Genomic DNA, 22003 nt, shown 5'->3' on the forward strand with positions numbered 1-22003 from the left:
TGTCATATTTTTTCTATTATAGAATTAAGACTCTTATGGTTTCTTAAACTTGATATACCATCTTCAACATGTGCTGCCCATGCTTTTAGAATATCTTTTTGTTCAATTTGTGGATATAGCATTTTGAGTATTAACTCTGTCACTTGTAGAGTCTCTCCCAACCATGTGATTTTGTCCAATACTAATGAACCGTCAAGCTTTTTATTATTATATTCTGTAGAATATCGAAACTCAGTTTCTATTGAACGGAAAAAAGCCAAGCGTGCTGAAATATTAGGTGTTATTCCAGTATGACTTTTTAGTTTTTTAAGTTGTTCTTCAGTCTGGCGACTAAGTTGCATTCTATTCGGGAGCATTAAACTGCCTCCTTAGTTAATTCCCAGAAATAACCTGACTTAAGTACAGATGACTTTGTTCGCGCGTTAAACACAATCTCATAAGCATGGGATATGTCATCGCGAAGTTGATCCACAAAATATCTCTCATCCACTTCAGTATCAGTCGACAACAGTACAACCTGATGGCTAGCAAATGGGAAGTAATGATTAATCAGCTTATCTCGATGCTGAGAGTCTAAACGCCCAAGTGGTGTATCAATAATCACTGGCAGGTCTCGACCAGAAGTTTTAGCCAGAGCTTCAAGAATCGCTATTGCATAAATTTGCTTTTCCCCAGCGGAAAGTAACTTACGATTAATAACAATATTATTTTCATCCACCAGTTCTACATCAAAAGTCTCAGGGTTGATATGGGCATTCAACTGTAAATCTTCTTTGCGGGCAAGTTTGTGGTAAGCTGCTTCAAAATTAGTTGAAAGAGTCTTTACTCTGGCCTGAGTCAGCAGCTCACTATAACGATCAAGCAAATTGATGGTTTCGTGAGCGTTATTTAATGCACTACTGTGGTTATGTTGGTTACGAGCTGCATCATGTGCTTTTTGTATCTGACGAGCGCAATCTAATTGCACTTGCTTTGCTTGCTTTGCTTCTTCAAGCAAAGATCGGTATTCCTGACGTTTAGCTTCGCGTTTACGATCTAGCTCGCGGAGTTTTTCAAAGATACCCATCAGCTGGTCATCTTCAGGTGCGCGGGCAATGTTCGCTGCGGCTTGTTCCAGCTGTTCTTCAACTTGTGCTAACTGATTACGGTACAGCTCGAAGCGTTGCCAGGATTTCTTGCTATCCTGTTCGATAGAATGCTGAATCATCCCAGCTTCACGCTCCGAGATATCAAACAACAGTTCACCTTTGGGCTTACCAGCAAGATATTCTTGCAGGTTATCCTCTATCGCTTCGGCTGCAATTTTCCCTGTACTACCGGAACGGAAGGAAATGTCATTTTTTAGCTGCGTCAGGAAATGATTTAGTTCTTTCTCAAAACTTATCGCCTGCTTTATTTGCATTTCAGCACTAATTTGTTCAAGCAAACGACTTAGCGTTTTCGGTGCAAGAGCATAAGGTAAAGAGCTCTCGCACTCATGGCGAAGTGCTTTTTCCAGGCGTTCTTTATCTTTTAAAAGCGTTTCAACTTTCTGCTTCTCCTGGGCTTTAGTCTGCGCAAAAGCACCGCCTTGAGCGTTCAGAAGAGCCTCATGCTGTACGATTTCCTTCGAAATTAAATCAATACGTTGCTTTGCAAAATCTGCCTTTTCGAGAATTTGTTCTGTCTTGAAGGAAAGCTCTTTTATCTGTTTTTCCAGCAGGGCTAGCTTCTGTTGTTGAGACTCTGCCAACTGACCAGATTGTTGCCGCTTAACAAAGATCATTAAGTCATTTCGCAGTTTTTCGATGAGATCTAAACCTAACAAACGGCGTACCGCGGTACGCAAAATATTGCCAGATTCATCCTCAGCAAGTTCAGCAATTTTCTCGCCATCAAAGAAAAATAGGTCGGCGATCCCATGTGGAATCAACTCATTCAGGAATCCCTGGCACTGGTCGTAACCCAGGCCTTGAATAACCTTGCCATCTTGCTGAAGCGAAAGTTTATCTCGTTTACCTTTTTGCCATGTGCGAGTGACAATAAACTCAGCTTCCTGGCCACCTTTATTGTAGGTAAAGCAGAGCTCGATTGATGCTTCGTCAGGTTGCTCAGATAATGAGTGGCCTTTATGGATCAGCGCACTCAGTTCTTCTATATATTCTTGTTGCTGGGTGGCCGAGCCAAATGTCAATCTGCCATATAACGCAAGGCGGATTGCTGACAGAATTGATGTTTTTCCCGCGCCGTTTAACCCGCCGAACAGTACGATCGGGCGCGGATTATCATTATTCGCCCGTTTTTTAGGTGCTAGATCAATGGTATGGGTACCACTAAAAACGCGGTAATTTCGCAGTACCAGTTGTTTAATTAACACGTTCTTTGTCCTCACTGGTAAGCAGGTTTGGCTCGCTCACATCGGTAATTCTGCGCTGCAGCATCTGTAATTCAGCTTCCAATTTGGCTACTTCTTCCTGATGAACATCTCGTTCATTGCGTTTCTGCAATGTTTCCTGCTGCTGCTTTATGTCTTCCAGGCTTCCCCAGTCTTGCTTGAGGATAGTACCCAGTTTTTCGAAAATACCCTGCCGACGGCTGAGACCTTCCATTGATACTTCAAGCTCGATCAGTTTCATAACCATCTCTGGAACAACGTCAAATCCCTGGGCAATCTGCTCAAGAAGATCGGCATCGCTGGCATCGAAACGAGATTGGTCATCAATTACCCAGTCCAGATCTTGGCCGTAAACCTCACGATAAATACCAGGAAGCGTGTCATACCAGTCAGGCTCATTCGGATCTTTTAACCATTCCTGCCGGATGGCATGAAGCTCAGGCTGAGTGATTAGGGTAATCGAGTGACCCTGTGCGTTCATATCACGTTCAATTGTCAGCAGATCTCTTAACCATTGCTGACGATATTTAAGCCAGTATGGACCTGGAACGTGTTTGCGCTCAGCAGTAAGCTCCTCACCATCTTTTGCATATTGATAGCTCACCTTTCCAGTACGACGCTTATAGTTGCGATAAGTATCTTTGTTAACTGGATCGGTCGTGAAAGCCAAAAGATCACGGTACTTCAGCAGCGGGGACATCCACTCTTCACCATTTTGGATCAGGCTCTCCATCGCTTTATCTTTGGTTACGACGGTACATGTCCAACAACCAAAGCGAGAGTTTCCGCATGAAGGGGTGCTGTCATCAATAACAAGCGGGCACTCGCCTTGTGCGGAAGAATCCATATAAAGCGTCCAGAGTGGACGGTTGTTCCCGCCCCATGGGCTTTCCCACTCATCAAAATCATCAGGCGCGTATCTGAAGGCTCCACGGAGTAATTTCCATACATCTTCTACATCCCAAGTATCAATTGGGGTGTAAATAAAAGCGTTGGAAAGAGTAGTGTGGCGTGCCAGACGTGAACCGTCGATTTTATGTTTTGCAATAACTTGCGCACGTGATGCACTCTCACTACTGCGAGAACCCAAAACAACGATGACTTCATCAAACTGGCTGACTTTATCTTTTATAAAGTCGCTCACCGGATTGATCTTCATACGTTCGGTACACCAACGGAAACTACGAGTTGGCGCGGGGTAACCCTTACCCAGTAAGTTCACCCAAAATGTTTCGTTAGTTTTCGGCGTAACAGCATGCTGTGTGATTGGCAAACTATCACGTTTAGCCCCGGCTTCTATTTGAAGCATGGTCTTTTTAATGAGATCCACTACAACAGGCGTTTCTACCAATGTATCGGATGAAACAACAAACACATCCTTTGTCCGCATTTCAGGCGGAAGGCCCATCAATGCCAGATACACCAGGGTAATCACAGCAGAGGAGTCTTTACCACCACTGTAACCAATTACCCACGGGCGCTTATCCGCACAATATACGCGCTGTACTTCAGCAACAAATTCGGCAAGCGTACGGCCAGCGAATTGCTCATCATTAATAAAATCTTCATAATCGGCCAGATCATAGGCCTGAGTTAATGTACTCATGATACAACCATCTGAGCTTCAAGCTCTTGTTCTTCGGGGGAAAGAGGGAGAGATAGCGCTATTTTCAAGGCGTTGCAAGTGAGTTGAATAGCCGTGCTGGTTTTGCTCAACTTACCATGTTGCATCGCGCGCTTAACCATTTCAGGGTTGCTTTTACGCCAGTCAAAAGTCTTCAGTTTGGTGATTTTTTCTTGCCAGTGTTCAGGCTCTTCAGCCATAAGAGCACGACCTAATAGTCCTAGAGCTTGCAGACCAATACCGTGAGCATGAACATAGTCCTGCCTTAGCTGCGCTGGAGAGACCTCCTTACGTGCAGCTAGTTGCCAATCTGGCATCACTTTAAATACAGTCTGCCAGTATAGTGCAGCAATGCTTGTATTGTCTTCGATGTTCCCTGCTTTAGGGTCTTTACCTAAAAGGGCTCTGGTGGCTTGTTTAATACTGCTTAGGGTGAATAATTTGTTGGAAAGCAGACTAATACTGGATTTCTCGAGCTCAGTTAGACCAACAAAGGGTTCAATAGACATAGCTAAGTAACGTGCCAGGTTTGAACTGACATCGCGATGATCGTAGAGTGCTGATAGCGACGGGCTAGGGCGGATGGCGTATTTGTTCAGATCCGCAAACATTTGCTGGCTGCGCCTTAATCCTTCATCTACGAAAAACAGCACTGGAATGTTGTCCTGACCAAGTTCAGGCCGTTCAGCTAATGCGTCCTCGATGGCTTTACGACGGTGTTGGCCATCGTTAATAAGTATCTGCGCATCCATTGGTACTCGTAGTGTCCCCAGATTGTTTGAATTCTGAAACTCGTCAAACTGGACATCAACGGCAATAGAAGCAGTTAATGCAGAAAAAACATAATCTTTTGGATTCTCCAGGAGATAGCGAACCATTTCAGGAATACGAGACTTGTTCAAAATGCGCTGTGCGCGAAGCTCTGGTGGGACATCTGTCTCATCAAAACTAAAAATCTTTGGAATGATGCGCATAGGGCAAGTGGCAATGTAAAAGGGGCGTCCCGCCTGAATGCCTCTGACTGCCGGGAAGGAGTACCAGTAGTTGGAATCGAATTGGGTCATTGATAAGTCCTGGCTGAGCTGGTCACATTACGTTTTATTTTACGTAATATGACCTTTTGTGAAAAGTTCTTTATTGGAACTTACGAGATTTTTTACGTAACTCAGGCATTCTCATTTGACGGTTTTCTCATCAGCTCTTTCCTCTCCACCATCTCCCCATCCTTAAAATACCTGCTCGGCCATAGCACTGAGGGGTGTAACCCCAGCGCTTCTGCTATCAAATACTCGCCCTTCGGCCAGGGGCGCGTCAGCGCGTTCGCCAGTGTTGATGAGCTGAGCCCTGCCGAACGCGACAGAGCGGCGAGTGAGGTTCCTTTCTTGTGTAAACCCGCGATGATGTCTGCCGGGTGCCAGTCTGTTGTCATGATTCCCTCCTGACGGTGTAACGTTAAAATTTAACCTAACAACATCATGCTACGTAATTCGTAGTTCAGTATTCAAGATAAAAACTACGTTTATCGTAGTTTTGCGAGCGAGGTGTGATATCGCTGCAAGGTGCATGAAACTGGAGTTTTTCAGAAAGTAACTGTATGTGACTACGTTTCTCGTAGTATCGGAAACACTAAAAAGCTACGACTATCGTAGCCATGAACGATACCGTTAATTATCAAAGTATCTTTTGCGAGCGCCTGAAATCTGCGCGGCTGGCGAAAGGACTTTCTCAGAAGAAACTTGGCATTCTGGCCGGGCTGGATGAGTTCGTCGCGAGTACGCGTATCAATCGCTATGAAAAGGGCGTGCATCAGGCGGGTACCGAGGTGGTTCATCAGTTGGCTTTAGCGCTGGATGTGCCTTCCGCCTATTTCTATGTTGCCGATGATCAACTTGCACAGGTAGTACTGAGCTGGAATCAGTTAGATAGTGATACCAGAGCGAAAATCATGGCTCTGGTCAGCTAACCCCGTAATAGCCGATTCTAGACTTTAAGGATGCTCTCAACATCTGTCTGTAATTAATAGCTAATACCGTATTTTTCCGAAATTTCATTTCATTATATTATTTTCCGATCCCCATCCAGAATATCCACTCTCACCAACGCACTTAATACAAAAACGCGTTACGCTACTCCCGTTTTTAAGCATGTTTTCAATCATCAATCTTTGACGGAGAATACATGAACGTACAAGCAGATAATAACGATGAAATAAAACCTCGCCGTCGTTTTTTAAAAGGGGCAGGGGCGTTAGCGGCCGCTGCGGTGCTGGTGCCACAGGCGAGGGCGGAGAGTGGAAAAGTGCTAAAAGTTAATCTGAATATGCCGAATGCCATGCTGGAAGGAAGCGCGCAGGGCTTTCCTGCGCAGGGGCTGGAACCCACTCATCAGCAATCGGTTGATTTCCTGCGCGCGGCTAACAACGTGGGCAAACGCTCGATGGCGCTGGGGCATCACCCGTTCGGCGCGGTGCTGGTAGGGCCGGATCAGCACACCATTTTACTTACCCAGGGAAATCAGGGGTCGGTGCTTCACGCTGAAGCCACGCTTGCGCGGATGGCTGCCGGAAACTATACGCCGGAGTTTCTCTGGGGCTGCACCTTATATACCTCGGTGGAGCCATGCTGTATGTGCGCCGGAACAATTTACTGGGCCAATATTGGCCGGGTAGTGTATGGCATGACGGAAGAACAGCTGCTGGAATTAACCGGTGATAATAAAGAGAACCCGACCATGAGTATTCCTTCCCGATATGTTTTTGCCCACGGGCAAAAGGCGGTAAAAGTGCTTGGTCCGGTTCCTGAAATCATGACGGAAATAGTCGATCTACAGCGTCAGTTCTGGAACAGAAACTAACTCAATAACCTGTTCTTATTCCGGGAAGGGTCTGGAGATGACCGGGGCCTTCTCGCTCACCAGGATTGAAGTGCCGGGAGACGGATCGTCTGGCGATCGACGTGCGAAGTAGATCTATTTTTTAACAAAAATGTGACAAACATTCTATACATATAACATATTATCTTTTATAAATTTCTCTGTTTCACCTGCGAAGCAACCACAACAGAGAAAGACATATGGAACAGACATCTGGCAAGAAAAACGATGTAATTCATAACGATAATAAACCGCAGTTCAATCGCTCCATCGGCCTCATCTCTAACTTTGCGTTGGGGTTCACCTACCTTTCGCCGCTCACTGCGGTGTACTCCCTGTTTGCGCTGGCGGTCACGCTGGCGGGCCCACCGGCGGTATGGTGGATCCTGATCGTCGCCTGCGGGCAGCTCCTCGTGGCGCTGGTGTTTGGCGAAGTGGCCTCGCAGTACCCGATAACCGGTGGTCTGTACCCGTGGGCGCGCCGTCTGTGGGGCAAAAAATACGCGTGGATCGCCGCGTGGATCTACCTGTGGGCGCTGGTCGTCACCGTTACTTCCATTGCCGAATACACCTCCACGTTTGTCGCCTCGCTGTTCCACTTTGCTACTTCGCCGGGCAACATGCTGATGACCTCGGTCGTGCTGCTGCTGGTGATGATGGCGGTGAACATGTCGGGCACCAAAAACCTCGCCCGGGTGGCGAAAATCGGCTTCTGGTGCGAAATCGTCAGCGTCATCGCGTTGGGTATCTATCTGCTGATCTTCCACCGCTCGCAGCCGTTCTCGGTGGTGTTTGATTCCATGGGCGTGCTGGCAAAAGACGGCAGCTACCAGACAGCGTTTATGTCCGCCGCGCTGATGGGTCTGTTCATGTTCTTCGGCTTCGAGGCCTGCGGCAACGTGGCGGAAGAGGTGAAAAATCCCGGCAAGAAGATCCCGGTGGCGATGATCCTGAGCATCGTGTTTGGCGCGATCTCGGCGATCATCTCGGTGCTGGGCTATCTGCTCTCTTCGCCGAATCTGGTGAATATCGTCAACGGCAAAACCGCCGATCCTATCCCGGTTATCCTTAACGAAGCGCTGGGGCCGACCGGGGCAACGGTGTTTATCGTCGTGGCGATCGTCGCCATGCTGTCGTGCATCCTGTCGCTGCAGGCGGCGCTGAGCCGTTTGATCTTCTCCTTCTCGCGCGACCAGATGTTACCGGGCAGCAAGTGGATGTCGACGCTGTCGAAAAACAGCGTGCCGGATAACGCGATGATCGTCAGTTGCCTGCTGCCGGTGCTTATCTGCGTGTGGGTCTACTTCCAGCCGGATAATCTGTCGCGCATCACCGCCTTCGCGGTTATCGGGATCTATATCTCCTTCCAGATGGTGGTGCTGGCGGCGTTGCGTCAGCGTCTGAAGGGCTGGAAACCGGCCGGAGAGTGGACCGTGGGTGCGTGGGGCATGCTGGTGAACGTGCTGGCGCTGGCCTATGGCGTCTGCGGGATCTGGCTGCTGGCGCAGCCGGCGGAGAGCAGCAGCTTTATCGACCGCTGGACGGTGCTGGTAGGGCTTGCGATCGTCGTGCTGACAGGGCTGCTGTATATGGCGCTGGCCCGCCCGTTTGGGCGTTCGAATGCGCCGGAAAATGATGCGATTGCCTATGCGAAGCAGCTCAACGCAGAAGTGTAGTTTTAGTTTTGCCTGATGCGCTGCGCTTATCAGTCCTACGTGAATGTAGGTCGGATAAGCGTAGCGCGCCCGACAACTCCACTTCTAGAGCTGATACAAACGAAAATAATCGCTCTGATAGCACTGCTGCAACTCGCCGGTATCCAACAAATCCCCCACCCGGTAACGGGGCCAGGTTGAGAAGAAAATCCGCTTATCGAGGTTGGTCAGCACGACCCGCTGCTGGCGGGCGTAGGGGAGCAGTTCGTCTTCAATGCGGCTCACCAGCATGTCGATGGCGGCAACGCCCATAAACTGCCCTTTGCTGTACACCGGCACCGCCGAGGTGAGGGTGTAGGAGGTGTTGCAGATATAGTCGACGTACGGCCCGTGAATATAGGCCTGGCCGTCCGGCGGCGAGTGGCGAAACCACTCGAAGGTGCGGAAATCAAGGCGCTGTTGGGTGGCCTGGTCAAGCTCCAGGTTAACCTGCTCCACGCCGTCGGCGCGTTTGTACCACCACTCCAGTACCCAGAACTCCTGGCTGGCGGGTGTGCTGGCGATATGGCTGGCGAACCCGGCGCCAGAGCAGTAGGGCGTCTGGCTGAGCGAGGTTTTGATGTGCTGCTGGAGAACGGTTTTCACCGACGGCAGCAAAAACATGTCCGTAGAGCTGCCGGGCTGTTCGGCGACGGAGTGCTGGATCTCCCGCGCCAGAGCGACGGTGGCCTCCACGGTGGAACGGGTAATGTCCTCAATCTTGTCGGTCATCGCCCTGAGGGCGTCGGGTAAGCGCATCGTCATTCCTGCCTTCGCTCATTGCTCTTCAGTTTTCGTTATATTTAATTTTGTTTTCAATAAGATGGAACGTAAAAGTGTCAATCAGCTGGGTGGCCGCCTGCACGGAACCGGCTTCGTCGTGGCGAGAGAGCGCCGCGCTCAGCGATTCATACAAACTGACCACCTGCTGGTGGATCTCGTCGGAGCGGTACAGCACCGCCACCAGAGAGGCCCACTCGGCCTGTAGCTGCAGCTCCTGGCTTGCCAGCCGCGCGGAGTGCGAGTTGGCGGCAATCGTCAGCAGGCAGCGCATGTCGGCCTGGGTTTTCAGCTCCGGCGTGTTCGCCGCTTTCAGTACCCCGACAAACTCCTGCAGCCGCGCCATGTCGGTTTCCGTCATCCGTCGCGACGCCAGGCGGGCGCTGTGGCTGATAACCGCGCAGTGCATCTCGCCAAGGTCGGAGAGATAGTCGGTGCTGATGGTGCGAAACGGGTGCAGGTCGCCGTTCGCGGCGGCGCGCTTCTCACACACAAAGCTGCCGCCGTTGCGGCCACGCACCGTGTGGATGAGGTTGTTCGCCCTCAGCGTATTCAGCGCTTCCCGGATGGTGATGTGGGAAACGCCCATCATTTTTGCCAGATCGGCCTCGTTGGGCAGCTGTTCATGCGGCTCAAGCAGGCCGGTAATAATGGCGTTAGACAGTCGCTGGACTATCTGATCGGAACGGCTGACCTGTCCGATTGGCGCAAAGATGACGGCATGAGTAATCATAATTTTTTTGTGAATATCTCCCTGAAACAGCCCCATTCTTAACATATGCCCGCTATGCAGGCGAGGGGAGAATGGCGGCGCGATCCTCGTCCCGGGAAGGTGCGTTCCCGTTAATGATATGTGAAAATTAAGTTAAAAATGCGATGTGCTTCATGTTGTCAATGTTACATGATTGAAAGCCAATTATTCTAAATATATTAACTAAGATACTTTATGATTTAACGACTGGAGACAGTGATGAGAACCCTGAAGCATTTCATTAACGGGCAGTATGTAGAAGGTCGGCAGGACAATCTGTTTGCGCTGGTAAGCCCGGTGGATGGCGAAACCTATGCGCTGTCTCCGGACGGCGGCGAGCAGGAGGTGGAGCAGGCCTATGCGGCGGCGAAGTCGGCGTTTGCGGTCTGGAAAACCTCAACCCCCTCAGAGCGGCAGAAAGCGCTGCTGAAGCTTGCCGATGAAATCGAGCGCAACGTCGAGCGTCTGGCGCTGGCCCAGAGCCAGGAAACCGGGCAGCTGCGTCATTTTATTGAAAAAGAAGAGATTGCGGCCTCCTGCGATGCCATTCGCTTTTTCGCCGGTGCCGCCCGCTGCCTGGAGGGGAAAGCCTCCGGGGAGTACGCCCACGGTTTTACCTCAACCATTCGCCGCGAGCCGCTGGGGATCGTCGGCCAGGTCACGCCGTGGAACTATCCGTTCATGATGGCGGTGTGGAAAATTGCCCCGGCGCTGGCGGCAGGGAACACCGTGGTGCTGAAGCCGAGTGACACCACGCCCATCAGCACACTGATGCTGGCTGAGCTGGCGGCGCCGCTGTTCCCGCAGGGGGCGTTCAACGTGGTGCTGGGCAAGGCCGGAACCGGCTCGCTGATAGTCTCAAGCCCGAAGGCGTCGTTGGTTTCCATCACCGGTTCGGTGCGCGCGGGTCTGCAGGTGGCGGCCTCTGCGGCAGCTAACCTGACCAAAGCGCATTTAGAGCTGGGGGGGAAAGCGCCGGTGGTGGTTTTTGCTGATGCGGATTTGGAGCGCGCGGTGGAGTTCATCACTACCGCCGGGTTCTTCAACGCCGGTCAGGACTGCACCGCGGCCACACGCCTGCTGGTGGAGGAGTCTGCATATCCGGCATTCCTCGAAAAGCTGGTGCAAAAAACCAAAACCATCACCTTCGGCACACCGGACAACCGCGATGCGCTGTACGGCGCGCTGAACAGTCGCAATCAGCTGGAGCAGGTTAAAGGCTTTATCGATCGCCTGCCGGCGCACGCCCGTATTGAAACCGGCGGTCGTCCGGGGTCAGGCCCGGGCTTCTATTTTGAGCCGACGATTATCTCCGGCCTGCAGCAGCACGACGAGGCGATTCAGCATGAGGTGTTTGGCCCGGTGATGACCATTCAGGCGTTCACCACCGAGGAGGAGGCGTTGCACAAAGCCAACGACGTGGAGTATGGCCTTGCCGCCAGCGTCTGGACCAGCAACCATGGCCGCGCCCAGCGTTTCAGCATCGGGCTCGATTTCGGCACCGTGTGGATCAACAACCATATCCCGCTGTGCGCCGAGATGCCGCACGGGGGCTTCAAGAAGTCCGGTTATGGCAAAGATCTCTCATCTTATTCACTTGATGAGTATACTCGAGTGAAACATATCATGTGTGATATCAACGAATAACAAGGACACTCATGGCGATTACCAGACGCGACTTCCTTAACGGTGTGGCCATTACCATCGCGGCGGGGTTAACCCCGCTCGATCTGGTTCGGGCGGCAGGCAAAGCGGGCGCGGTGATTCATGGCGAATATTATCCGCCCGCGTTGACCGGCCTGCGTGGCAACCACCCCGGCTCCTTTGAAATGGCGCATGCGCTGGGTCGGGAGCATGAAAACTTTGCTCTTGATGGTCTGCCCATCGAGGAAGAGTACGATCTGGTTATCGTCGGCGGCGGCATCAGCGGCCTCGCCGCCGCCTGCTTCTGGCAGCAGCTGGCAGGAAAAGAGAGCAAAATCCTGGTGCTGGATAACCACGACGATTTTGGTGGTCACGCCAAGCGCAACGAATTCACCGTTGAGGGTAAAACCCTTATCGGCTACGGAGGCAGCGAGGCGTTTCAGTCGCCAGCCAATAATTTCAGCCCGGTGGTGAACAAGCTGATGGCGGATCTCGGCATCAGCGTCAGCCGCATGAAAGCCGGTTTTGACGTCAATTTCTATCCGGACCATCAGCTCAGCCGCGGCGTGTTTTTTGATAAGAAGCACTTCGGCGAGACGAAAATTGTCAGCGGTGACCCGGGGCGCGCGGTGTCGGACGATATCCCGCACGACCGCCTGAACGGTCGCCCCATCGAGGCATTCATCAACGACTTCCCGCTGAGTGAGGAAGATCGCAAGGCGCTGATTACGCTGCACGTGAATCCCTCCGACTACCTGCCGGGGATGACGGTCGAAGAGAAAAGCGCCTGGCTCGATGGCCACAGTTATCACGAGTTCCTCAGTGAGAAAGTGGGTTTAAGCAAGATGGCGCTGCTCTATTTCCAGCAGCGTTCGAATGACTTTTTCGCTATCGGCATCGAGGGGATCTCCTGCGCTGACGCCCGCGCCTGCGCCCTGCCGGGGATGGAGGGCATGGGCCTGCCACCGCTCGACGGTGAAGCGCTGGCCGATCTCGAAGAGCCCTACGTGTACCACTTCCCGGACGGTAACGCCGGGCTGACGCGCCTGATGATCCGCCATCTGATCCCGCAGGCGCTGCCTGGAAGCACGATGGAAGACTCCATCACTTCGCGCCTCGACTACTCGACCCTCGACAAGCCGCAAAACCCGGCGCGTATTCGCCTGAATAGCGTGGTGGTTAACGCCGCCAATACCGACGACGGCGTGGTCGTCACCTACCTGAACGACGGCAAGCCGCACCGCGTGCGCGGACGTAACGCGGTGATGGCGGGCTACAACATGATGGTGCCATACCTGGTGCCGGAAACCCCGGAAGAGCAGAAAGACGATCTGCGTCTCAACGTGAAAGCGCCGCTGGTGTACACCAACGTGGTGGTGAAAAACTGGCAGCCGTTTATGAAGCTGGGGATCCACGAATTTTATTCTCCTGCGGCCCCGTACAGCCGCGTGAAGCTGGACTATCCGGTAAGCCTCGGGAGCTATCAGCATCCGCAGTCGCCGGACGAACCGATGGTGCTGCATATGGTGTACGTGCCGACCTACCCCGGCAGCAACATGAGCGCCCGCGAGCAGTTCCGCAAAGGGCGTGCGTTCCTGCTGGGAACCTCTTTTGATGCTCACGAAAAGATGATCCGCGATCAGCTGCAGGAGATGCTCGGCAGCGCCGGATTTGACCACGAGCGTGATATCGCCGCCATTACCGTCAACCGCTGGGCGCACGGCTATGCTTATTACGCCAACGCGCTGTTTGACGATATGGACAAACAGGCCGAAATCGTCGAACGGGCGCGAAAACCCGTCGGGCGTATCGCCATCGCCAACTCGGATTCCGACTGGAGCGCCTATGCCCACGCGGCAATCGATCAGGCCTGGCGCGCGGTTAACGAACTTAAGGCTATGGGGTGACATCATGCGTACTGGACTGATTCTTGCCGGCCTGCTGTTCTCGGCGGCAAGCCACGCCGCACTTCCACAAGGGGAGTACGTTGCCCGCGTTGCCGACTGTATGGCCTGCCACACCGCCGAGGGCGGGGATGCCAACGCCGGTGGCAAAAGGTTTCCCACGCCGGTAGGGGACATTTTCTCCACTAACATTACGCCGGACAAAACCCATGGTATCGGTAACTACAGCTATGAAGATTTCGAAAAAGCCGTTCGTCAGGGGATAGCGAAAGACGGGCACCCGCTGTACCCGGCGATGCCGTATCCGTCGTACGCCAGAATGTCGGATAAAGACGTGAAGGCGCTGTATGACTATTTCATGCATGACGTACCGCCTTCCGCCACCGCTAACCGTGAAAGCGAGATCCCGTGGCCGCTCTCCGCCCGCTGGCCGCTGCATATCTGGAATGCACTGTATGCCGACTCGCCCGCCGACGTGAAGGCGGCTGACGACGACGGCGATCTGGTGAAACGTGGGGCGTACCTTGTACAGGGCGCCGGGCACTGCGGGGCCTGCCATACTCCGCGCGGCGCGGCAATGAACGAAGAAGCCTACGGCGACAGCGATCCGGCGTACCTCAGCGGGGCGATGATTGACGGCTGGTATGCGCCGTCGCTGCGCACCATTAACATGCCGCCGGAAGAGCTGAAGGCGTTGCTGCTTACCGGGCGCAGTAAACATGCGGCGATTTCTGGCTCGATGGTCGAAGTGGTTGAGCAGAGTACTCAGTACCTGACCGACAACGACGCCAACGCCATCGTCCACTACCTGCTGAGCCTCAACCGCAGCAGCTCAGCACCGTCGCCGATGCCGCCGCTGGCGGATGTACCCTCGAATCTGGACGGTAAAACGCTTTATATGCGCTACTGTTCTACCTGTCACGGCCCGTCAGGGCAGGGTACCGATGATAACGTGCCGGCGCTCAGCGGTAACCCGATGCTGCAGGTGGCGGACCCTACGCCGCTCATCCGGGTGATAGCGCAGGGGGCTGAAACCCCGAACACCAAAGGCAGCGTCTCGTTCCGTATGCCTGCCTATGGCGACGTGATGAGCGACGACGATATTCGCGACGTCACCAACTACCTCAGAGAGAGCTGGGGCAACGGCGCGCCGGAGGTGAACAGCAACGACGTTAACAAGGTGATAAAACAAACGTCACCTTAGGTGCCGAAAGGTTGACCGCTGACAAGGCAAATGCGGCCTGAGCTTTTTTATAATCAGGCCCGTTTGTCCTCTCACTGGTGTGACCTATGGCGTATCAACTGAATCTGAACTGGCCGGAATTTTTAGAGAAATACTGGCAAAAAAAACCTGTTGTTCTGAAAAATGCTTTTCCGAACTTCGTTGACCCCATCACGCCAGACGAACTGGCGGGGCTGGCAATGGAGCCGGAAGTCGACAGCCGCCTGGTCAGCCATTTCAACGGTAAATGGCAGGCCAGCAACGGCCCCTTCGAAGATTTCGATGGCTTAGGCGAAACCGGCTGGTCGCTGCTGGCGCAGGCGGTGAACCACTGGCATGCGCCTGCCGCTGAGCTGGTGCGTCCGTTCCGCGTTCTGCCGGACTGGCGGTTAGACGACCTGATGATCTCCTTCTCGGTGCCGGGCGGTGGCGTTGGCCCGCACATCGATCAGTATGATGTGTTCATCATCCAGGGCATGGGAAGCCGCCGCTGGCGCGTGGGCGACAAGCTGCCGATGCGTCAGTTCTGCCCGCACCCGGCGCTGCTGCACGTCGATCCGTTTGAGCCGATCATCGATGAAGATCTCGAGCCGGGCGATATTCTTTATATTCCGCCGGGATTCCCGCATGACGGCTTCACCCATGAAACCGCGCTGAACTACTCCGTGGGTTTCCGTGGGCCGAACGGTCGCGACCTCATCAGCAGCTTTGCCGACTACGCGCTGGAAAACGATCTTGGCGGTGAACACTACAGCGATCCGGATTTCACCTGCCGCGAGCACCCGGGCCGGGTGGAAGAGTATGAGATGGCGCGTCTTCGCCAGATGATGTTCGACATGATAAGCAAGCCGGAAGACTTCACTCAGTGGTTCGGCAGCTTTGTCACTACGCCGCGCCACGAGCTGGACATTGCCCCGGCAGAGCCGCCGTACACGCCGGATGAGCTGCAGGATGCGCTGCTCGGTGGCGAAGTGCTGTCTCGCCTGAGCGGGCTGCGGGTGCTGAACGTGGGCGGTAGCTGCTTCGTGAACAGCGAGCCGTTAGACGTGAGCGATGCGACCGCCGCCGATGCGCTGTGCCGTTACACCCTGCTCGGGCAGGAAGAGCTGGGCGACGCGTTGCAGAACCCGACCTTCATTGCCGAACTGACGGCGCTGGTGAACCAGGGTTACTGGTACTTCGACGAGTAAATCCCGCAAGTCAAAAACCCCGCCATATGGCGGGGTTTTCTTTAGTGCTTGTCCAGCGGCGAACGCATGTGGTTCGGGCTGGTCGGTGTGTTACATCATCAGCATTAAATAATGAAAACGGCTTTCAATGGCAATGGCAACACAATCTGACACCACTGGGATCGAGATTAGCATGAGCAGCAGCGTCCCCAGCAGACAGCGCAGCGCAAAAGCCATTTTGTCACTCATCGTCTTGACTCTTCTTCACTTTTCGCATTAACAACCACATGCGCACGGTACGTGGTGACCGCTTCGGCGCGTTAGGATCTTCCTCTGCAAGCCCGGTATTGTGCTTGTAACCGTTGAAGAACAGATTCAGGGTTACCGCCGCAATGGTGGCAAGCATGATCCCGCTGTGCAGCAGCGGCTGCAGATCGGCAGGAAATTTAGAGAAAAAGTTCTGCGATAAGGTGGGCGTCATGCCGACCCCCAGGCTGATGGCGACGATGTACAGGTTGTAGCGATTCGTCTTGTAGTTGCAGCGCGCCAGGATGCGGATCCCGGTTGCTAGCACCATTCCGAACATCACCAGCCCCGCACCGCCCAGGACAAACTGCGGAATTGAGGCAACCAGTATTCCCATTTTCGGCACCATACCGAAAATCAGCAGAATGGCACCGGAGGCGATACACACCCAACGGCTGTATACCCCGGTAACGCTCACCAGCCCGATGTTCTGGGAGAATGAGGTGTGCGGGAAGCTGTTGAAGATGCCGCCAAACAGGGTGCCGACGCCATCAACGCGCAGGCCGCGAATGATATCCTGCGAGGTGAGCTTACGACCGACTATCTCGCCCAGGGCGAGGAACATCCCCATCGACTCGATAAAGACAATGATCATCACGGCGGTCATGGTCAGAATCGAGATTGGGTCGAACACCGGGGTGCCTAACGCCATCGGGGTGACGATGGCGAACCATTTCGCTTCCCCCAGTCCGGCGAGGTTAACTTCATTCATCATTAGCGACAGCACAAAGCCGAAGACTATCCCCAGCAGTACCGCCACGTTCGACAAAAAGCCTTTGGCAAAACGGGTAATCAACAAAATAAACAGCAGAACGGCAAACGAAATCCCCAGATAGATAGGGCTACCGTACTCCGGGTTGCCTTTGCCGCCGGCGGCCCAGTCAATGCCCACCTGAATAATGCTTAGGCCGATGGAGGTGATGACAATCCCGGTGACCAACGGCGGGAACAGCGGCATCAGGCGGCCAATCAGGGGCGCGAGCAGCGTCGTGATGATCCCGGCACCGATAGTGGCGCCGAAGATCCCCATCAGCCCAATATCAGGGTTAAGACCGATTGCCAGCATTGGTGTCACGGCCGCAAAGGTGACGGACATAATCACCGGTAGACGTATCCCCATGAATCGCCCGATCCCAATACACTGCAGCAGCGTGACGATACCGCAGCAGAAGAGATCTGAACTGATTAACAGAGCGATGGTTTCTTTACTAAGGCCCAGCCTGTCGCCCACCATAAGGGGCACGGCGACAGCGCCAGCGTACATAACCAAAACGTGTTGCAAGCCCAAAATGATAAGCTTTCCTGGGGATAGTATCCGATCCACCTCATCAATTTCGTGGGGGCTGCCAGAGACCGATGGTGGCTGAGAATCTATGGCGCTCATAACTTTTTCTCCTTGTTTACCCGTCTTTCCGGCGCTCCTGGCCCGGCTGTGGGAGAGTACAGAATGATGAAAAGTAACACCGCTGAGTACATGCTTATCGAGTGCCAGTTTTTCGTTCGAAAGGAGGAAAGTATTTGAAATGCGGCGACAATCACAGAAAGGCCGTCTGGTGCGGTCTGGAGAGGAGAAAAGTGAAAGAATAGCGCGACGTTCTTTTCTCAAATTGAGAGAAAATTAATCATTCTGAATCGCAAGATGATTCTGGCTGAGAGAGATCCGCAGCGTGATTATTTTTCGCTGGTCGCATTCGCGGCTTTTTTTGAAGTGCCTCGCAAAAACGGATTAAGACTGACCCTGCGAAGAAAATAAGCCCGGTTTTTGCATCGCGACCTTCTGTTGAAGTTAAAACAATAAAAGGGTAGCGCATGAATAAATTTATTGTCGCCGATGCGTCTGAGTGCATTGGTTGCCATGCCTGTGAAGTAGCCTGCGTCACGGCACACCATCAGGATGGCTGGCCACAGCATCGCAGCGAGTTTTTGCCCCGGATCCACGTTTTTGCCAAAGAAACCTCAAGCAGCACGACAACCTGCCGCCACTGTAACGATGCCCCCTGTGTCACCTCTTGTCCAACGGATGCCCTGCGGGTAGAAAACCGTAGCGTTCAGCTCGATCAATCCCGCTGTATCGGCTGCAAAAATTGTGTGATCGCCTGCCCGTTTGGCGCGATCGACATGGTTGCGGCTAACGAAGAGGCGCCGCTGCTGGCGCACAAATGCGATCTTTGCCAGCAGCATCCTTCGGGTAAGCCAGCCTGTGTGGCGAACTGCCCGACGCAGGCGCTGCGGCTGATGGATGAAGACGGGCTGAACCAGCTGCGCAACAGCCGCCGGGTGCGCGCCGCGCAGGGTCAGTCGGCGCAGGCGAAAACGCCTTCCCGTAAGGAAATCCTGCTCGACAAGACCGATCGTAAAGGTGCGAGCAAGGTTCCGGCGCAGGAGCGAAAAACCCATTTCAAAGAGATTTATCAAGGGCTTGATGCCCGTGAAGCGGAGTATGAAAGCACCCGTTGCCTCTACTGTGCGCAGAAGGCGTGGTGTAACTGGACCTGCCCGCTGCACAACCACATTCCTGATTTTATCCGTCTGGTCAATGAGGGCGACATCATCGGGGCCGCCGAGCTGTGCCATGACAGCAGTACCCTGCCGGAAATCTGCGGCCGCGTGTGTCCGCAGGACCGCCTGTGTGAAGGCGCCTGTACGCTGAAGAGCCGCAACGGTGCGGTGGCCATTGGTAACCTCGAGCGCTACATCACCGATACCGCGCTGGCGATGGGCTGGCGGCCAGATCTTAGCGCCGTGCAGCCACGCGCCGAACGCGTTGCCATTATCGGCGCGGGTCCGGCTGGGTTGGGCTGCGCCGATATTCTCGCGCGCGCTGGCGTGAAGGTCGACGTCTTTGACAGGCACCCGGAAATCGGCGGTCTGCTGACCTTCGGGATCCCGCCGTTCAAGCTTGATAAAACCGTGCTCAGCATGCGTCGTGAGATCTTCAGCAACATGGGGATCCAGTTCCACCTCAATCAGGAGGTGGGTCGCGACGTCGAGTTCGACAGCCTGATGAACGATTACGATGCGGTATTCCTCGGCGTTGGCACCTACGGGCTGATGGCGGCGGGGCTGGAAGGGGAAGATGCACCGGGGGTTATCCAGGCGCTGCCGTTCCTGATTGCCAGCACCCGCGAAGTGATGTCGCTTGAAGAGAGCAGCGAGTATCCGTTAACCGAAATCCAGGGGAAAAACGTGGTGGTGCTGGGCGGGGGGGATACCGCCATGGACTGCCTGCGAACCTCGATTCGTCGCGGTGCCGCCAGCGTGACCTGCGCCTACCGACGCGATGAGCTGAGCATGCCGGGCTCGAAAAAAGAAGTGGTTAATGCCCGGGAAGAGGGCGTGGAGTTTCTGTTTAACGTTCAGCCGCAGTACATCTCGCGGGGGCGTAAAGGTCAGGTGACCGCCATCGGCCTTATCCGTACCGAGATGGGCGAGCCGGGGCCGGATGGTCGTCGCCGTCCGCGCCCGATCCCCGGTTCGGAATTCGAGTTAGCCGCCGACGTGCTGATCATGGCCTTTGGATTCCAGGCCCACGAGATGCCGTGGCTGCGCGGGCAGGGCGTGGCGCTTGACCGCTGGGGGCAAATTCGCACCGGCGGGAAAGGTTGCGGTACCACGCAAACCAGTAACCGGAAGATTTTTGCGGGCGGTGACGCCGTGCACGGCGCCGATCTGGTGGTGACGGCGATGGTCGCCGGTCGACAGGCAGCCCGCGAAATGCTGACCATGTTTGACGAGGAGGCTACATGACCAGTTTTATCGTTGCCAGTCCTGAAGCATGCATTGGTTGTAGAACCTGTGAGGTGGCCTGCGCGCTGGAGCACGTTTCGCCGTCAGCGCCTTTTGCCCCACGGCTCAAGGTGCTGCGCCTTGACCATCTCAGCGTGCCGGTGATGTGCCATCAGTGTGAAAACGCTCCCTGTGTTGCCGCTTGTCCGGTGGCGGCACTGCGGATGGGTAAAGAGGCGGTAGAAGCGGATCCTTCGCGCTGTATCGGCTGCCAGAGCTGCGCTGTGGCCTGTCCGTTTGGCGCAATTACCATTGAAGTGGCAGCGAAGCAGCCGCCAGCGATTGTGAAGTGCGATCTCTGTGGTCACCGTGAGCAGGGGCCCGCCTGCGTCGAGGTTTGTCCGACGTTTGCTCTGAGCGTCATGACCGATGAAATGCTGGTGGCGTTGCAAAGACAGAGAGTGGTTGCCAGCGCGGGTCTCTACTCCTGTTAACCACATCCGTTAACCGCAGTGCGTAAAAAAGCCGGGTAGCATCATGCTAACCCGGCTTTTTAGTTTAGATAGCCCAGCCTCCCGCGTAGAACACCACCAGAATGAGGGCAATCGCCACGGTACCGACGTTCAGCTTGCGCCACTCGCCGGAAAAGACCCTGCCGACCACCAGGGTGACAAAGCCCAGCATGATGCCGGTTACGATGTTACAGGTCAGAACGATAAATACCGCGCAAACCAGCCCCGACATGGCGTCGATAAAGTCGTTGAAGTCGAGTTTGGTGACGTTACTCAGCATCAACAGGCCCACATACATCAGCGCCGGTGCCGTGGCATAGCCGGGGATAAGGTACGCCAGCGGTGACAGGAACAGCACCAGCAGGAACAGCAGGCCAACCACCACGGCGGTAAGGCCCGTTTTCCCACCTGCAGCCGTTCCGGCGGCGGACTCGATATACACCGCAGCCGGAGCCGCACCCACCAGGCCCGAGAAGATAGAGCTCACCGAGTCGCTGGTTAATGCCTTTCCGCCGTTGATTATCTGATTGTTTTCATCGAGTAAATTCCCCTGGCCGGCCACCGCGCGGATGGTGCCGGTGGCATCAAACACCGCAGTCATCACCAGCGCCAGCACGCTCGGCAGCACGTACGGCTGCAGGGCACCCATGATGTCGAGGGTGAACATCAGCGAATTTCCCGCCTCATCCTGCATCTTCGGCATCGCGACCAGGCCGTGGTACTTCACCGCCGGGTCGAATATCAGCCCGATAATAGAGATTGCGATGATAACCAGCAGGATCCCACCGGGCACTTTGCTCTTCTCCAGACCAAAGATAGCGGCAAGGCCGAGCAGCGCCATGGCGACCGGGAACGAGGTGAACGCCCCCAGCGCCACCGGCATCCCGTCGAGCGGGTTCTTAATCACCAGACCGACGCCGTTTGCGGCGATTAGCAGCAGAAACAGCCCAATGCCGATCCCGGTGCCGTGCGCTATCCCCATCGGCAGATTGCGCAGGATCCAGGTTCGCACCCCGGTTACCGAGATGGCGGTGAAGATAACCCCCATCAGGAACACCGCTCCCAGCGCGACGGGGATGGGAATATGCTGCCCCAGCACCAGGCTGAAGGCGGTAAAGGCGGTGAGTGAAATCGCACAGCCGATAGCCATCGGCAGGTTAGCCCACAGCCCCATTAACAGCGAGCCGAACCCGGCCACCAGGCAGGTGGCAACGAAAACGGCACCCGGTGAAAACCCGGCCTTGCCCAGCATGCCCGGCACCACAATGACCGAGTACACCATCGCCAGAAAGGTGGTTAAACCGGCGAGTATCTCCTGGCGGGTTGAGCTGCCGCGTTCGGTGATTTTAAAGTAGTTGTCGAGGGCGCTGCGCGGTTGCGCGGTACCCGGTGTGTTAAGCGAATCGTCTGCCATTGTCATTCCCCT

General features: G+C 54.4%; 19 protein-coding genes. 9 read left to right on the plus strand and 10 right to left on the minus strand.

Annotation, left to right across the window (positions count from 1 at the left end; all coding sequences use genetic code 11):
* Positions 1–2 precede the first annotated feature (2 nt).
* The 5 genes from dndE to C7387_RS16460 form a co-directional block, all read right to left on the minus strand.
* On the minus strand, positions 3–356 hold the full coding sequence (gene dndE / locus C7387_RS16440) for a DNA sulfur modification protein DndE (RefSeq protein ID WP_120817099.1): 354 nt from the start codon (positions 354–356) through the stop codon (positions 3–5).
* Positions 356–2356 carry a DNA sulfur modification protein DndD gene (dndD, locus tag C7387_RS16445; protein WP_120817100.1) on the minus strand — a complete coding sequence of 667 codons (2001 nt, stop codon included), beginning with the start codon at positions 2354–2356 and terminating at the stop codon, positions 356–358. Before dndD ends, dndE begins: the two co-directional genes overlap by 1 nt.
* The gene (dndC, locus tag C7387_RS16450) at positions 2346–3980 is read right to left on the minus strand and encodes a DNA phosphorothioation system sulfurtransferase DndC (RefSeq protein ID WP_120817101.1); all 1635 of its coding nucleotides are present in this window, start codon (positions 3978–3980) and stop codon (positions 2346–2348) included. Before dndC ends, dndD begins: the two co-directional genes overlap by 11 nt.
* The gene (dndB, locus tag C7387_RS16455; RefSeq protein ID WP_120817102.1) at positions 3977–5062 is read right to left on the minus strand and encodes a DNA sulfur modification protein DndB; all 1086 of its coding nucleotides are present in this window, start codon (positions 5060–5062) and stop codon (positions 3977–3979) included. Before dndB ends, dndC begins: the two co-directional genes overlap by 4 nt.
* 101 nt (positions 5063–5163) lie before the next feature.
* Positions 5164–5427, minus strand: a complete 264-nt coding sequence (locus tag C7387_RS16460) for a helix-turn-helix domain-containing protein (RefSeq protein ID WP_120817103.1) — start codon at positions 5425–5427, stop codon at positions 5164–5166.
* 222 nt (positions 5428–5649) lie between these two features.
* Here C7387_RS16460 and C7387_RS16465 point away from each other — a divergent pair, with 222 nt between their 5' ends.
* The 3 genes from C7387_RS16465 (at position 5650) to C7387_RS16475 (ending at position 8545) form a co-directional block, all read left to right on the plus strand.
* Positions 5650–5961 carry a helix-turn-helix domain-containing protein gene (locus C7387_RS16465; RefSeq protein WP_120817104.1) on the plus strand — a complete coding sequence of 104 codons (312 nt, stop codon included), beginning with the start codon at positions 5650–5652 and terminating at the stop codon, positions 5959–5961.
* 215 nt (positions 5962–6176) lie between these two features.
* Positions 6177–6851 (plus strand): nucleoside deaminase, encoded by a 675-nt coding sequence (locus C7387_RS16470; protein ID WP_120817105.1) that lies wholly within the window; start codon positions 6177–6179, stop codon positions 6849–6851.
* 218 nt (positions 6852–7069) lie between these two features.
* A complete protein-coding gene (locus tag C7387_RS16475; RefSeq protein WP_006816919.1) occupies positions 7070–8545 on the plus strand; it encodes an APC family permease in 1476 nt (491 codons plus the stop codon).
* Between the two features lie 84 nt (positions 8546–8629).
* On the opposite strand, the gene C7387_RS16480 is transcribed toward C7387_RS16475, so the two are convergent.
* Together C7387_RS16480 and C7387_RS16485 are read right to left on the minus strand one after the other, a co-directional pair.
* The gene (locus C7387_RS16480) at positions 8630–9322 is read right to left on the minus strand and encodes a cache domain-containing protein (RefSeq protein ID WP_166791159.1); all 693 of its coding nucleotides are present in this window, start codon (positions 9320–9322) and stop codon (positions 8630–8632) included.
* Between the two features lie 28 nt (positions 9323–9350).
* On the minus strand, positions 9351–10076 hold the full coding sequence (locus tag C7387_RS16485) for a FadR/GntR family transcriptional regulator (RefSeq protein ID WP_038252590.1): 726 nt from the start codon (positions 10074–10076) through the stop codon (positions 9351–9353).
* A gap of 237 nt (positions 10077–10313) precedes the next feature.
* Between C7387_RS16485 and C7387_RS16490 the strand changes: the two genes are divergently transcribed.
* From C7387_RS16490 to C7387_RS16505, 4 genes are all read left to right on the plus strand, one after another.
* Positions 10314–11741, plus strand: a complete 1428-nt coding sequence (locus tag C7387_RS16490; RefSeq protein ID WP_120817107.1) for a gamma-aminobutyraldehyde dehydrogenase — start codon at positions 10314–10316, stop codon at positions 11739–11741.
* An 11-nt stretch (positions 11742–11752) separates the two neighbouring features.
* Positions 11753–13645: an NAD(P)/FAD-dependent oxidoreductase gene (locus C7387_RS16495; RefSeq protein WP_120817108.1), complete on the plus strand. Its 1893-nt coding sequence runs from the start codon at positions 11753–11755 to the stop codon at positions 13643–13645.
* A 4-nt stretch (positions 13646–13649) separates the two neighbouring features.
* The gene (locus C7387_RS16500; protein WP_120817109.1) at positions 13650–14846 is read left to right on the plus strand and encodes a cytochrome c; all 1197 of its coding nucleotides are present in this window, start codon (positions 13650–13652) and stop codon (positions 14844–14846) included.
* Positions 14847–14932: 86 nt separating this feature from the next.
* The gene (locus C7387_RS16505) at positions 14933–16054 is read left to right on the plus strand and encodes a ribosomal protein uL16 3-hydroxylase (RefSeq protein WP_120817110.1); all 1122 of its coding nucleotides are present in this window, start codon (positions 14933–14935) and stop codon (positions 16052–16054) included.
* 90 nt (positions 16055–16144) lie between these two features.
* Here the strand turns inward: C7387_RS16505 and C7387_RS22970 are convergent, their stop codons facing one another.
* The gene (locus C7387_RS22970) at positions 16145–16270 is read right to left on the minus strand and encodes a hypothetical protein (RefSeq protein ID WP_237723238.1); all 126 of its coding nucleotides are present in this window, start codon (positions 16268–16270) and stop codon (positions 16145–16147) included.
* 4 nt (positions 16271–16274) lie between these two features.
* Complete coding sequence (locus C7387_RS16510; RefSeq protein WP_006816927.1) at positions 16275–17723, minus strand: nucleobase:cation symporter-2 family protein; 1449 nt, start codon at positions 17721–17723, stop codon at positions 16275–16277.
* A 425-nt stretch (positions 17724–18148) separates the two neighbouring features.
* Between C7387_RS16510 and ygfT the strand changes: the two genes are divergently transcribed.
* Together ygfT and C7387_RS16520 are read left to right on the plus strand one after the other, a co-directional pair.
* On the plus strand, positions 18149–20086 hold the full coding sequence (gene ygfT, locus C7387_RS16515; RefSeq protein ID WP_120817111.1) for a formate-dependent uric acid utilization protein YgfT: 1938 nt from the start codon (positions 18149–18151) through the stop codon (positions 20084–20086).
* Entirely contained in the window at positions 20083–20559 is a 477-nt protein-coding gene (locus C7387_RS16520; protein ID WP_038252443.1) for a 4Fe-4S dicluster domain-containing protein, read from the plus strand. Before ygfT ends, C7387_RS16520 begins: the two co-directional genes overlap by 4 nt.
* 64 nt (positions 20560–20623) lie before the next feature.
* Here the strand turns inward: C7387_RS16520 and C7387_RS16525 are convergent, their stop codons facing one another.
* Positions 20624–21991: an NCS2 family permease gene (locus C7387_RS16525; protein WP_120817112.1), complete on the minus strand. Its 1368-nt coding sequence runs from the start codon at positions 21989–21991 to the stop codon at positions 20624–20626.
* Between the last annotated feature and the right edge of the window lie 12 nt (positions 21992–22003).

This window comes from Yokenella regensburgei (genome assembly GCF_003634235.1).
Classification (GTDB): domain Bacteria; phylum Pseudomonadota; class Gammaproteobacteria; order Enterobacterales; family Enterobacteriaceae; genus Yokenella; species Yokenella regensburgei.